The sequence below is a fragment of the Anaerolineae bacterium genome (assembly GCA_025062375.1).
Lineage (GTDB): Bacteria > Chloroflexota > Anaerolineae > SpSt-600 > SpSt-600 > SpSt-600.
Window position 1 is genome coordinate 73,629 of the sequence record JANXAG010000004.1, and the last position, 13,261, is coordinate 86,889.

Sequence of the window (13,261 nt, forward strand, 5' to 3'; positions counted from 1 at the left end):
CCAATGGTAAACAGAGGCGCGGTCCTGGCCGTAGGAGATATAAACATTGACATAATCGCCCCCATCCCCTTTTACCCCCATAAAGGAAGAGAAGGGGTCACTGATAGGGCGGAAATTCACCTGGGAGGATCAGCCACCAATACTGCTGTGGTCTTAGCCCGTTTTGGGGTCAAAACCTACCTCTTAGGGCGAGTGGGGAAAGACCCTTTCGGAGATTACGCCCTCGCCCTTCTGGAAAGCGCTGGTGTTGATACGGGTCTGGTTCAGAGGGACCCGGAACTTACCACCGGAATAATGTTCATCGTCGTAACCCCTGATGGGGAAAGGACCATATTCGGCCATAGGGGGGCTAATGTCAACCTATCACCACTCTCCCTGGAAGGCGCAAACCTCAGGGAATTGGGCTGGGTCCATATCTCCGGTTACTCTTTCCTTCAGGAGCCGCAGCGTTCAACCGCCTTCAAAATCCTGAAGGAAGCTATGGAGCGGGGGATAAGCGTGAGCCTTGATGTGGGCATATGCGCGGCCTTCCAGGCTCGTGAGGATGTGGAAAAAGCCCTTCCCGGGCTCAGAGTCCTGCTTATGAGTCAGGAAGAAGCCCACGCCCTTACGGGTGAGGAGACCCCTGAAAAGGCTATAGAATATGCCTTAAGGCGCGGCGCAAAAAAAGTGGCCATTAAAATGGGAGGTAAAGGCTGCCTTTTGGGGGATGAGAGCACTATAATGGCCATCAGCTCTTTTCCCGTGAGGGTGGTGGATACAACAGGAGCAGGGGATGCTTTCAACGCTGGGGTAATCCTTGGAGAGCTCCACCGCAGGGACCTGGAGGAAAGTGGAGCCATGGGTAACCTTTTAGGGGCCCTGGCATGCACAGTAACAGGCGCCGGAGAACGCCTTCCCGGCCCGGAGGAAGCGAAGAGCTTTTTGAGGGCATATCCTTCTGCTGGCGAAGCAATCTTCGACTGGCTTATGAGCCTTTAAGCCTTGAAGGTATTGAAAGGGAGCACCACGGATTGCACAGCTTTCGCAGGCCTGAGGTTTCGGATTCTCTCACTGGCAGATTTAAAAGGTTGCCCTTTACCTTCGGGTAGCGACCCCCCTGGCGCAAGAGTTCTTTCGTCTTGCAATATCTACTCCTTGGGGCTATAATTGAAAAAAGCCTGAAACGGAGTCCAAACCATGGCAAAGGTCTGGTTTTTTATTTTAACCTTAGCCCTTTTCCTGAGCGCCTGCGCACCTGAGCCCATCCCTACTCCCTTTCCCCTCCCTACACCAACCCCCTCCCCACTTCCACAGGATGTAGTTGCCTTAGTTAATGATCAGCCCATATTTCGGAAAACTCTGGAAAAGCACCTTATGCTCCTGCAGAAAGCTATGGAGGCCTCCGGTGAAACGCCAGACCCTCAGACCGTGGAACAGATGCGCTATCAGATTCTGGAAGGGCTTATAGATCAGGCCATAATGGAACAGGCGGCGGCAAAATTGGGAATAAAAGTAACCGCTGAAGAGTTAGAGGAGCATGTTCAGAGAACTATTCAGGAGGGTGGAAAGGAAGATTTTAACCGATGGCTTGAAGAGAGCGGGCTTACTCTGGAAGAGTTCAGGGAAATGACCCGAATGCAACTGTTAAGCCTTAAACTCTTTGAGGCTGTTGTTCCACCACCTCCTCAAACTATGGAGCAGGTCCGTGCTCGCCATATCCTCCTGACCAGCGAGGAAGAGGCTGAAAGAATTCTGAAAAGGATTAAAAATGGTGAGGATTTTGCTTCCTTAGCCCGGCAGTATTCGCAGGACGAATTCACCAGAGAATCAGGAGGCGACCTGGGGTTCTTCCCCAGAGGGCTTTCTGGGCTTCCCCCCGAGTTGGAACAGGTGGCTTTCTCTCTAGCTCCCGGACAGGTAAGTGGAGTAGTAAAAAGCTACTACGGTTACCACATAATCCAGGTTCTGGAAAGAGATCCTACTCATCCGCTTTCCGAAGAAGCTAAAAGGCTTTTCAGGGAATGGAAATTCAAGGAATGGCTGGAAAAAGAGAGGGCCTCCGCACGTATCCAAAGGTTTTTAAAATGAAGATATTCTGGGGCTGGTTCCTCATAGCCTTGGGCGCCCTGCTCCTGGGAGCTGTGCTTTTTGTGGGGGTTCGTTTCTGGCTTTCCCACAGACCCTTTGAGCTTTACCCTAAGGGCGATATCCTCACAAGCTTTTCCCCCAGGGACGTGAACCCCTCTCTGGCCCTTCTTTCCCTGGCCGGCTACAGCGATGCTCAGGTCCTTCAGAGAGCTCTAGAAGAGGGAGAGCTGGAAACCGCATACGTAACTCTGGTTTTTTCCACATCCCTGAAAGATCAGGAAAAACTTGGAGGGTGGATCCACCTTGCTGATGCCTTCAGCACAAAGGGGCTGCGTCGGAAAGCCCTTCTTTCTTACGGCCAGGCTTACAACATAGCTACCCTTAGCCCATACCTCTCCGATTCCGAACGGGCTGAAGCCCTTATCGCAATTGAAAATGGTCTGAAAAGGCTCGGGGAAAAGGAGAAGGCTCTCTTCGTGCTGCGCCAGGTTGAGGCCCTGATCGCTTTCAGCCCTTACCTCAAGAAGGCTCAGCGGCTCGCTCTGGTCCAGAAGCTGGGAAAAGAGGTGAACCTTGAGGAAGTACCACCGGAATCCCCACAGCCAGCCTTGGTCATCAAGGACTTCGCTTTATTGCCGGCTCAGTATTACGACCCAAAAGACAGGGAAATTGCCGTTCTCTCCTTCGCTTCATCGCCTGGAGAGAAAAAGGCGCAAGCTCTGAGGGAAATCCTTAAAAATGAGGATCATGCCAGGCTTTCCCTCTATCGGGAGAAGATCTCTTCCGAAGGAGCCCTCGCCCAGAAGGCAGGGTGGGTTCTGGAAAAGATATCCTGGCTTACCCTAAAATACCGAATAGCAGTAAGAGGGTTTGGGGTTAGCCTTATGCCCGAATGGGAAAGGAATGCTGGCGCTATAAGGAGGGAACTTTCCCGCTCCTACGAAGAGCTTTTCGCCCTGTATGCCGAAGAAGCAGTCTCTTTCCCCCAGCCTCAGGAAACGGCGAAAGCCTGGATTGAAATAGCAACCCTTAAAGCCTATTACGTCCTGAATGGCTTTTACGCTGACGTTCCCCTGGAAAAGATTGCAGTTGAATTGAAAGAAGCCTACTCCCGGGGACAACCGGGGTCTTTACAGCTTGTTTTCCTGGAGGATTCACGGATCTTCGCCTACCATAGTGCAGAATAGGCCAAGGAGGCACTGATGCTGAGGAAAGTGAAAGTCAGCGACGCTTTGCTGAGGGGTTTAGCTTTGTTCTTTCTGATGCTGAGCTTTCTGGTAGGAGGTGTATATTTCATCATCTTCCTTAACCCCTATGTCCCCATCAACCCATTTCCTCCCCCTTCGGCCCAGCCGGTGGGCAAACTCACCCCTGAGAGCCCCATAGTGGAAATAACCTTTCCTCCAACCTGGACTCCTACCCCAACTTTCACCCCATCGCCAACTCCCACCCCAACCTCTACTCCAACTCCTACCCCCACCCACACTCCAACTCCCACACCCACATTTACTCCAACCTTCACCCCGACCCCACGTCCTCCGGCGCCGACTCCTACTCCTGTACCGCCACCTCCTTACGAACCAATAAACTGGGGAGTGAGGACCAACTGCTCCTGGCGTGGGGTCCATGGAACAATATGGGGAGCTCACGGTTTGCCCCTGGCCGGAATTTACGTTAAAATCTGGGACGATGCCGGGCGTTCGGTTATGGCAGGCCCTACCAATGCCGATGGAATTTACTCGCTTTATATACCCCACTCAGCTCTCCCGGATGGAAGGTGGTGGCTTCAGGTCATAGAAGACGGTCGGCCGGCTTCCGCCCCCTGGGGAGTTTACGTAGGTGGAGGATGCATAAACGGCATCCATGAAGTCAAGGCCGACTGGCGCAGGAGATTTTAAGAGGCTTGAACATGGGTAAAAAGCTTTTACCGATTGCTCTGGTTTTTGCCGTTCTGGCAATAGCTTTCCTCCTGGCAAGAGCTTCTTCGGCTCAAACCCCTGAACCAACCCCCAGACCAACGCCTACCCCCCAGCCAGGTATATTCATAACCTCCGTCAACCCCGAAGAAGGAGTAGCAGGAACCCTTGTTACGGTAAGCGGAGAAACCTACTATGTCCCCATAGGAAGCGTGGTAACCATAAAGTGGGATACAGCGGTGGTGACCACTACCAGGACCTATGGTGTAGGCCTTTTCACCGCCTCTTTTACCGTCCCCATAACCGCTACCCCCGGGGTTTACACTATCCGGGCTGAAGTTACCGTAGATACCACCACCTACTACGACACCGCCACCTTCAGGGTGCTGGTCCCGACCCCAACTCCCACTCCCACCATAACTCCGACCCCTACTATAACTCCCACTCCTACCCCATCCCCGACTCCTCCCACTCCCACCCCAACTCCAACCTTTCGTCCAATAACCCCTGTGCCCTGGCCCGCAACTCCGACACCAACCCGTCCTCCCCCCCTTTCACTCCTCCTGCTCCTACTCCCACTCCTATCCCTCCGGGGGCAACCCCCGTGGTAATTTACACCCCAACCTTTACCCCAGTCCCCGGCACGCCACCTCCCACCCCGGTTCTCAGAACTCCTTCGCCCACTCCTACACCGGCGTTCTTCCCCATTGCTACGCCAACACCCACCCCAGCTCCGTCCTCTCTTGCAGCCACCGGGTGGCCTGGCCTTGTTTTCCTGGCAGGGGGAACGGTGCTTGCATTACTTTTGATAGCCGTCCGCTGGTTCAGGGGAAGGGTGGCTTAGTCCTACTTTATCCCGGAGGACAGGCGGATGAGAGAAAGGCTAATGGTTATAGCTTTTACAGTGGGAATTTTTCTGGTATTGAGCCTGATAGGAGGGATAAGCGAGGGAGAGAGCCCTCGCCCCACCCCTACTCCAGGAATCCCTGAGGAGGGCGAAATCTCAGCCCAGAGCGGATGGCCTGACCTCATCGTTAGCTCTATCAGCGTTACGCCTTTAACCCCTACGGTGGGGTCAAAGGCCATAATCCAAGTGACTATCACAAACAGGGGAGGCGACGTCCCTTCAGGCAACAACTTCTACGTTGACCTTTACATTGACCCTCCACACCCCCCCATCAAGTCGGAGCCTGGAATTTCCGCTACAGTGCCAGCCGAGACCTGTGGCATTCGGGTCAACAGTATTCCCTGGCCCGTCCAGTGGTATCAGGTTAGAGCAGGGAAAAGTTGCGTCCTTACCGCTGAATGGGTTTTCACCGATACAAAATCCTACGAATTATGGGCTCAGGTGGATACGGATAATAGAGTTATAGAGATGAATGAGGACAACAACATAAGCCGGCGCTATATAGTTTTTGTGGACACAAACCGCCGCATCGTCCACACAAGCCACGAGGATTTCATGAAAGGCCTGGCCAATTCCCTGGTGGTCTGGAGTATGAAAAGCGATGAAGTTAACCCATTAAAGCCACCTTATGTATTAGGTGATGGTGCAGATGCCACCTTAACTCTGGGCTTGTTCCGGGAGCCACCCTTTTACAGCCAGCCGCCTTTTGTAAATGGAGTGGTCAGCCCCACCATTAAGGACTACAACGCCATAAACCCCGACACACAAATTAACATTCGGGGCACGGGCGTTTACACCGATTACGATGCCCTCAACGCCTCCGTTGCTACGCCACGCATGCCTGCGGAGGAGTTCATTATAACCAGAGCCAATTTTGCCGTAGTGGTTTGGGAAGATGGCCGCAATGGTCCAATTTACAACAGGGACATTTATATGCGCTGGACATGGGATGGAGGAGCTACCTGGAGCGGGGAGATAAAAGTGAACGATGATCTGCTGAGCGAGTGCGGAAAATCTGGCACCGCTCAGGCGAATCAGCTTTCGCCCGTGGTGGCTATAAGCAAAGATGGAGTTGTGGTAGTGGCCTGGGCCGATAACCGGTGTGGGGATTATGATGTCTTTGTCCAGCAGTATCAGATCAATTTCAGTGCCCCCTCCCTAACTCCAATGGGGCAGAACAGACGCATAATAGCCGCCGCCGCTGACCAGAAATATCCGGATCTTACTGTGGATGAAGAAGGGATTTTCTACCTGGTGTGGGAGGACCACCGTCATGGCAACCCTGATATCTTTTTCACCCGCTCTATAACCTCTGGCGGGGTTCTGTTATGGAAACCTGAAACAAAGGTGAGCGATCCCACGGGTCCCACCTCCCAGGAAAAGCCTGCGGTGGAAGTCCTCAAAACCGAGGTGATTTCAGAGGTGCAGGTTATTTATTGTGATTGGGGACCACCACCTCGGGCAGAAGTTAGGATTATTACCAAAATCCTCTGGGTTGTAGCTGTGGCCTGGGAAGACGACCGGAATAACCCTTCACAAAATATGCATGACGTTTACATGGCTTTCTCCACCGACAGAGGCGATACCTTCAGCGAGGATAAAAGAGTTGATGATGACCTCAGTGGTGCTGAGCAAAAAGATGTTGATATTGCAATCTCTCAAGGCTATAAAGTGGTTGAAATATTGGTCAGCACCCCGTGTGGGCTTGCCGAGGTGCAATTGCTTGCACCAGTGGCAGATATGCATGTAGTTTGGCAGGATTTCCGCAATGGCCCCGATAATCCCGATATTTACTATGCGCCCATACACTACGAACCCTCCCCTGAGAATCCTACGTTTTACGTTCTAACCTTTGAACCCAATGAAAAAATAAATTGGGGCGATGAACTAGTATGGCTAAAGGGACGTAAACCCTGGCAAGGCGAGCCCACGGTTGCTGCTCGGCCCTCATGCCCCGAAGAGGGGGATTACTACTATGATGTTTACATAGCTTGGGCTGATGGGAGAAATTACGACGATTTCAACACGGACATCTTCATGGCTATGAAGAGCACATGCCCAGTTCCTCCGTGGCGAGATTGGAACACCGGCAACGGCTGGCTCAACTGGAACCTGAACAGTGGAGCCAGGATGCGAGCTGCCAATCTGCCTATCTACTCCAGATACACCCCCGATAACCCACCCCACGCCCAACAGAGACGGCCCGCTATAGCCGCTGCTACCCTTAACGCATGGCCTTCAACTCCGTGGGGTAAATTGTACCTGGCCTGGGACGATAACCGGAACGGGGGCAGGACAGGCTTGTGGCGGGAAAACAGGGATGTGTTTGTGGCCGCATCTTCCCTTAGCTTCGTGGATTATCTGCCTGAATCTCCTGGCTATACTTCCTCCGGCACCTACATTTCCCCTATAATAGACGCTGGCGAGCCAGTAACTTGGTATATCATATCCTGGACGGGTATACTGCCGGAATATACTTACATGACCATTCAAACCCGGGTTGGCAATGACCTTGCTGTGTTTACGGGGGATAGAAACTGGGTGCCATGGGATTTCCCGTGTGCCTCAATCCCCGTTTGCCTAGAGCGTCGCCCGTGCGGTGAGCCTATCCCGGGAGCATGCGGGCGTATATGCCCATATCCACCCAGCCCTGATGACTGCACCGGGAGGGAATCGGGAGCACCATTGCAGGGATACAAGGGCCCCGGACAGCGCATAAGGCTTCTGGGAATTCTGGCTGACGGTCAGAAGATCTACGACGTGGAAAATCAGGCGAACATCAGGGCAGCCGATGGTTCCTTCTTCCCGAGAGCCAGGTATATCCAGTATAAAATCAACTTCTGGACCCGACATTGGTCCCAGACGCCCTTTTTGAAAGAGGTGGTGCTTCACTATCAGGCTCCTTACAGGGTATACCTTCCGCTTGTCCTCAAAAACTACAGGCCTTAAGGAGGTCAGATGCCCAAGATAGCTATAAGTGGAAAAGGAGGTGTGGGGAAAAGCACTCTTGCGGCCCTACTGGCCTACATATACGCTCGCAAAGGCTTTAAGGTTATAGCAGTGGACGCCGACCCGGATGGGAACCTGGCTGTGGCTTTGGGTTTCCCCCAGGAAGTTGTGGCTAAGCTAACCCCCATAGCCAGGATGGAAGATCTCATTGAAGAGCGCACTGGTGCCAGGCCCGGTTCCTATGGCGTTTTCTTCAAGATGAACCCCAAAGTGGATGATATCCCCGACAGGTTTGCGGTAGAACATCGGGGAATTAAACTTCTGGTCATGGGCACCATTGAAAAAGGCGGCTCAGGGTGTGTATGTCCGGAGAGTGTGCTCCTAAAGAACCTGGTGGCTCATCTCCTCCTTCAGCGCCAGGAAGTTCTCATCATGGATATGGAAGCCGGGGTTGAGCATTTGGGGCGAGCTACCGCCAGAGCTGTTGATGCTTTCATCATCGTAGTTGAGCCAGGCCTCCGCAGCCTTCAGACCGCTCATGCCGTCCGGAAGCTTGCTGCTGACATAGGCGTGGAAAGGGTCTTTGTGGTGGGAAATAAAATCAAGGGTGAGGAAGATAAGGAGTTCCTCAAGGCCCATCTCCCGGGCTTCCCCTTCCTGGGATTTCTATCCTACAGTCCCCTGGCTCTGGAGGCTGATAAACTCGGGAGGCCTGTTTTTGAACTGGATGCGAACTTGGTTAAGGAAGCTGAAGAAATCGTAAAAAATCTGGAGGAGAACTTCCATGCAAGCGAAAATTAAACTGAAAACTATTCCTCCAATCCCTGAAGACCCCCTTCTGCATGCTAACCTTCTCTCGGAAACCATTGGAGGGGGCACCAATGCCATCGCTGCCCTCTCAAATGGGCGTCTCTCGGTGAGCATATCGCCCTGGGGTGAATTAACCCATCTCAGATGGCCTTCCCTCTCATGCTGCGATCATCTCCGCTACTTCACCGCCTATAAAGTCTTTAGTTTAATGGACCTTGCGGGTTTGCTTCGCGAAGAGGTTGCCCGGCCCTCTGAAGTTCGTTGGGGAGAAGAAGCCCCTTGCGAGGAGTGGAAAATCTACGGCAGGCCACTGGAGCCTTATCCGGAGCTGGGTTCCAGAGCTGGCGTCCTCACCCCCGGAGCTAACAGGCCTTTCTGGCTTAACGATCCAGTCTGGAGTTCACGGCGCAACTATGCCAGCGAGGACTCAGCGATCCTTATCACAACCCTTTCAGGCCCCGCTAACCTGGAGATAATGGATTGGATCGACCCGGAATGGGACCTGCTGGTCAGGGTGCACAGGGTAGAGGGAGCAAACCGATTTTTCTATCACTCCACCTTTGCGCCCTTTCTCAAACCTGTAAAGGGCCTCTTTGCTTCCCGGGATCCCAAAGGAGCGGGCTTTGGTGCCGTTTACTATCAGGATGAAGGCATCGTAATCCATTTCCAGCCCCGCCAGAAGAGGTGGGCATCGGGCGATTGGAGCCCGAAAAAACTGGATAGCTTTTACCCTGAAGGGGGAGTTTTCCTGGCATGGGGTTTTGATTCCCTCCCTTCTTCCTTCCAGATTGGGGCGGATAGAGCTGGCAGGAGGGTTCCTCCAGACGCTCCTCCCGGGGGAAGGCTTGACGCTGAAGACGGTATGCTCCAGGGGAATCCTGCATTCCGGGGCCCTGTGGATGCTGCCCTTTCCCTGGATCTGCCTGATTTGCGCGGCACTGTGGTGGTTTTCATCGCCCTTGGCAGCACTGCAACGGAAGCCGTTTCCCTCATACGTCAGGCCCGCGAGCTCGGAACTGAAGCCTTAATCCAGAGGGTGGAAAAAGTTTGGAAAGAAACAGGACGCAGGGTGTTTCTGCCGCTTGAGGAGAAGGATAAGACTATCCTCAGAGTGGCAAAGCGTTCCGTGCTCTCCCTCCTCATGGGCCAGGATGCAAGCTCAGGAGCTATTGTGGCTTCCCTCTCACGCCAGCCTGCCTACTATTTTGATTTCCCCCGGGATAGCGCTTTCTTTGACCTGGGCCTGGATGTGGCCGGCTTTCCGGAAAGAGTAGACCGCCACCTGGATTTCCTCATGAAGGTCCAGATGCGGGGTAAATGGGCTTTTGGGTGGATGTGGCTGGTGAACTTGAGGTGGCCTTTCTACCGCCCCGAAGGTCACTTCAAAGCCAATTACTCTGCCGATGGCTCCCCGGGTTCAATGCCTCACCCCTTTGAGATTGATTCAACGGGCCTGGCTATCTGGAACCTCTGGCGCCACGAGGCTTTCGTCCCGGACGAAAGGAAAGAGGGCTACCAGAAGAAAGCCTGGGAGGTCATTAAAAGGGGAGCTGAAGCGCTTATGGATTACGTGGACTTGCGCAACGGTTGGGTTCGCCCGGCTTTTGAGGATGACTCTTCAAGGCCTTCAGCTACTTTTCACGGGGCCAGTTCCACCCTTACAGCCCTTATGGCCGCAGCCGATGCCGCTCGCCGCTGGGTAAGAGAGGAAGAAAAAGCGCTGGTGTGGGAGAAGGCTGCCTCAGCTTTGAGGCGGAGCATGCTCAGAAAGCTTGAAGGGAAAGTCACCCGGGAGATTTTAGGCTGGCGAGGCCTTCACTGGTCCCTCTGGCCTGCCCCTCTTTTCAGGCCTGGCGACCACCGTTGCTATCTCCTTATGGAAATGCTGGCAAAGGAGATAACGGAGAAGGTGGAAGGCAAGAGGCCGGGTTTCTCCTACCTGGCTGAGCAACTTTTCGCTTTAGCTCTTGCTCCCGGCCGCACCCCCGAGCACGAGGCCCTGATCCGCAGGGGGCTTGAGTTTCTGGCCTACAGGGTAGCGACGCCAGGCACCGACCACTTCGGTGAAATTGCGCTGCGAAAGGGCGAATTCTATCAGAACCGCACTGCTATCCCCCATCTCTGGAATGGTATCCTCTTCTATCTGGCCTTCTTAGCCTTGCATAACCCTGAAATCTTCCACCGCCAGCGCCCTCCGTATCCTCCCGAGGATTAAAACATGAAAGCCTACTGCCTTAGAACTTTGGCAGGCCATGCACAGAACGAGCCAAAGGCTTTCAGCTTTTCGGTGAAAACGAAGTTAAGGTAAAATAAAGCTAAGGAGGAGGTATGAGCCCCGGCATTTTCTTGCTCCTGATGGTAGCAGGTTTTGTGGCGGGATTTGTAAACACCTTAGCTGGCAGCGGCTCACTCGTTTCCCTTCCCGCCCTTATGCTGGCGGGTCTTCCGGCCAACGTGGCCAATGGCACCAACAGGATATCCATCCTTCTACAGAGCCTCACCAGTTCCGGTGAGTTCAGGAGGCTGCGGGTTTTAGACCTCAGAGGTTCTCTCTACCTTGGCCTCCCTGCTACCTTAGGAGCCGTTGTGGGAGCTCAAATTGCCGTCAGTGTGCCTGAAGATATTATGCGCAAGGTTATAGGATTGGTGATGCTGGCCATGCTGGGGTCCATTATCTTCAACCCCGAGCAGTGGATAAAGGGGAGAGTTCAAAAGATGGAAAAGAGCCCCGGCTGGAAAGAGCTCCTTATATTTTTCGCCATAGGTGTTTATGGAGGTTTCATACAAGCAGGGGTGGGCATTTTCCTGCTGGCGGGGCTTGTTCTGGGGGTGGGTTACGACCTTGTAAGGGCCAATGCGGTAAAGATGGCTATCGTTCTAATCTATACCACCGTAGCTCTCCTGATATTTGCCGGAAACCATCAGGTTGAATGGAAATCCGGTTTAGTCTTGGCGCTGGGAAGTATGATAGGGGCCTGGGTGGCGACCCGTTTCAGTGTTGAGTGGGGTGCCGTTTGGGTGCGCCGGTTCCTTATCCTGGTTGTTTTATTTTCTGTCGTTTATCTTTTTGGTTTATTCAAAATTTAACCCGTCCACCGCAGTTTGGGCTGGCGGGCTGCTCTTACCTCGTCAAGCCTCCGGACTGGAGCAGTATGGGGTGCCTGATGTAAAAGTTCTGGATTCTCTTTGCCTTCCTGCGCGATCTTAAAGAGGGCTTCCACAAAAGCATCCAGCGTTTCCTTGCTTTCAGTTTCGGTGGGCTCAATCATTATGGCTTCGGGAACTATGAGGGGGAAGTAAATAGTTGGGGGATGGAAGCCGTAATCTATAAGCCGTTTAGCAATGTCTATCGTTCTAATACCGGGCGCATCGGGGAGCTTGCCGGAGAGGACAAACTCATGTTTGCAGAGGCGGTCGTAGGGCAGTGGGTAAACTTCTTTGAGGCGAACCCTCAAGTAATTAGCGTTGAGCACCGCGTTCTCGGCTACTTCTTTGAGGCCTTCAGCTCCCATCATCCGGATGTATACATATGCCTTGATGAAGACCAGGAAGTTACCGTAAAAGGCTTTGATTCTGCCGATAGATTTGGGAGGCCAGACAAATTTATATTTTTCTCCTTCCTTAGCCACGATAGGACCTGGCAGGAAATCCACCAGTTTCTCCGAAGCCCCCACAGGGCCAGCTCCAGGTCCCCCGCCCCCGTGGGGAGTGGAAAAAGTTTTATGGAGGTTAAAGTGGAGGACGTCAAAGCCCAGATCTCCGGGCTTCGTTATCCCTAACATGGCGTTGAGGTTGGCTCCATCTCCGTAAAGGAGCCCGCCTGCTTCATGGACAATTCTGGCCACCTCCAGAATCTGTTCCTCAAAGAGGCCAAGGGTGTTCGGGTTGGTGAGCATCAAGCCTATGAGGGTATCATCGCAGTGGCGCTTGAGCTCTTCCAGGTCAATATTTCCTCTTTCGTCGGATTTTATCTCCACCACAGTGCAGCCGCTCATGGCTGAAGAAGCGGGGTTTGTTCCATGGGCCGAGTCGGGGATGAGGACTTTGTGGCGTTTTGTGTCTCCTCTGGCCCAGTGGTAGGCTCTCATCATCAGTACGCCGCTGAATTCTCCGTGAGCTCCGGCTGCAGGCTGAAGGCTAACACCAGCAAAGCCCCCGATTTCCTTAAGGTATTCCTGGAGTTCGTACATTAACTTCAAAGCGCCCTGGACTGTGGACTCATCCTGATAGGGGTGAATGCGGGTGAAACCTGGCAGGGAAGCAGCTTCCTCATTCACTTTGGGGTTGTATTTCATAGTACAGCTACCGAGGGGGTAAAACCCTTTATCCACAGCGTAATTGAGCTGGGAAAGCCGGAGGTAATGGCGCACTACATCTACCTCGGAAACCTCGGGTAAGGGCAGTTCGTCCCGGAGGTACTCTTCAGGTAAATCCGAGGGAGGAACATCTAAAGCGGGAAGAGTAAAGGCCCTTCGGCCGGGTGAACTCAGCTCAAAAATTAAAGGCTCGCCCATGGCTGCCCTCCTGATGTTGCTGATAGAAGTTTACCAGAAAGCAGCGAAAGGGTCAAATTGGCTGCAGATGGTTGACGAACAACGCAACTTTGCGT

Annotated in this window: 9 protein-coding genes and 2 pseudogenes; 10 read left to right on the plus strand and 1 reads right to left on the minus strand. The window is 53.3% G+C overall.

The genetic code is table 11. The features are described from left to right. The first annotated feature begins 3 nt into the window (after positions 1 to 3). The 10 genes and pseudogenes from NZ653_02200 to NZ653_02245 all read left to right on the plus strand — a co-directional run bounded on the left by NZ653_02200 (position 4) and on the right by NZ653_02245 (position 11,739). Positions 4 to 981 (plus strand): carbohydrate kinase family protein, encoded by a 978-nt coding sequence (locus tag NZ653_02200; protein ID MCS7285944.1) that lies wholly within the window; start codon positions 4 to 6, stop codon positions 979 to 981. A 198-nt stretch (positions 982 to 1,179) separates the two neighbouring features. Then, positions 1,180 to 2,070: a peptidylprolyl isomerase gene (locus NZ653_02205; GenBank protein ID MCS7285945.1), complete on the plus strand. Its 891-nt coding sequence runs from the start codon at positions 1,180 to 1,182 to the stop codon at positions 2,068 to 2,070. After that, entirely contained in the window at positions 2,067 to 3,257 is a 1,191-nt protein-coding gene (locus tag NZ653_02210) for a hypothetical protein (GenBank protein MCS7285946.1), read from the plus strand. Before NZ653_02205 ends, NZ653_02210 begins: the two co-directional genes overlap by 4 nt. 216 nt (positions 3,258 to 3,473) lie before the next feature. Further along, positions 3,474 to 3,968: pseudogene (locus NZ653_02215) on the plus strand (carboxypeptidase-like regulatory domain-containing protein). 11 nt (positions 3,969 to 3,979) lie between these two features. After that, the gene (locus tag NZ653_02220) at positions 3,980 to 4,597 is read left to right on the plus strand and encodes a hypothetical protein (GenBank protein MCS7285947.1); all 618 of its coding nucleotides are present in this window, start codon (positions 3,980 to 3,982) and stop codon (positions 4,595 to 4,597) included. Then, positions 4,549 to 4,830 (plus strand): annotated as a pseudogene (locus tag NZ653_02225) (hypothetical protein). Before NZ653_02220 ends, NZ653_02225 begins: the two are co-directional and overlap by 49 nt. A 27-nt stretch (positions 4,831 to 4,857) precedes the next feature. Continuing rightward, on the plus strand, positions 4,858 to 7,842 hold the full coding sequence (locus NZ653_02230) for a hypothetical protein (protein ID MCS7285948.1): 2,985 nt from the start codon (positions 4,858 to 4,860) through the stop codon (positions 7,840 to 7,842). 9 nt (positions 7,843 to 7,851) lie between these two features. Continuing rightward, complete coding sequence (locus NZ653_02235) at positions 7,852 to 8,643, plus strand: carbon monoxide dehydrogenase accessory protein CooC (protein MCS7285949.1); 792 nt, start codon at positions 7,852 to 7,854, stop codon at positions 8,641 to 8,643. Continuing rightward, positions 8,627 to 10,867 carry a hypothetical protein gene (locus NZ653_02240; GenBank protein MCS7285950.1) on the plus strand — a complete coding sequence of 747 codons (2,241 nt, stop codon included), beginning with the start codon at positions 8,627 to 8,629 and terminating at the stop codon, positions 10,865 to 10,867. The genes NZ653_02235 and NZ653_02240 overlap by 17 nt, the downstream gene beginning before the upstream one ends. A gap of 113 nt (positions 10,868 to 10,980) precedes the next feature. Beyond that, on the plus strand, positions 10,981 to 11,739 hold the full coding sequence (locus NZ653_02245) for a sulfite exporter TauE/SafE family protein (protein ID MCS7285951.1): 759 nt from the start codon (positions 10,981 to 10,983) through the stop codon (positions 11,737 to 11,739). Here NZ653_02245 and gcvPB read toward each other — a convergent pair. Continuing rightward, on the minus strand, positions 11,736 to 13,166 hold the full coding sequence (gene gcvPB / locus NZ653_02250; protein ID MCS7285952.1) for an aminomethyl-transferring glycine dehydrogenase subunit GcvPB: 1,431 nt from the start codon (positions 13,164 to 13,166) through the stop codon (positions 11,736 to 11,738). The two genes, NZ653_02245 and gcvPB, sit on opposite strands and share 4 nt — an antisense overlap. Positions 13,167 to 13,261 lie beyond the last annotated feature (95 nt).

What these genes read in the sequence shown, in the direction of transcription:
- NZ653_02200 (MCS7285944.1), top strand. Translation starts at nt 4, where the DNA reads ATGGTAAACAGAGGCGCGGTCCTGGCCGTAGGAGATATAAACATTGAC.
- NZ653_02205 (MCS7285945.1), top strand. Translation starts at nt 1,180, where the DNA reads ATGGCAAAGGTCTGGTTTTTTATTTTAACCTTAGCCCTTTTCCTGAGC.
- NZ653_02210 (MCS7285946.1), top strand. Translation starts at nt 2,067, where the DNA reads ATGAAGATATTCTGGGGCTGGTTCCTCATAGCCTTGGGCGCCCTGCTC.
- NZ653_02220 (MCS7285947.1), top strand. Translation starts at nt 3,980, where the DNA reads ATGGGTAAAAAGCTTTTACCGATTGCTCTGGTTTTTGCCGTTCTGGCA.
- NZ653_02230 (MCS7285948.1), top strand. Translation starts at nt 4,858, where the DNA reads ATGAGAGAAAGGCTAATGGTTATAGCTTTTACAGTGGGAATTTTTCTG.
- NZ653_02235 (MCS7285949.1), top strand. Translation starts at nt 7,852, where the DNA reads ATGCCCAAGATAGCTATAAGTGGAAAAGGAGGTGTGGGGAAAAGCACT.
- NZ653_02240 (MCS7285950.1), top strand. Translation starts at nt 8,627, where the DNA reads ATGCAAGCGAAAATTAAACTGAAAACTATTCCTCCAATCCCTGAAGAC.
- NZ653_02245 (MCS7285951.1), top strand. Translation starts at nt 10,981, where the DNA reads ATGAGCCCCGGCATTTTCTTGCTCCTGATGGTAGCAGGTTTTGTGGCG.
- gcvPB (MCS7285952.1), bottom strand. Translation starts at nt 13,166, where the DNA reads ATGGGCGAGCCTTTAATTTTTGAGCTGAGTTCACCCGGCCGAAGGGCC.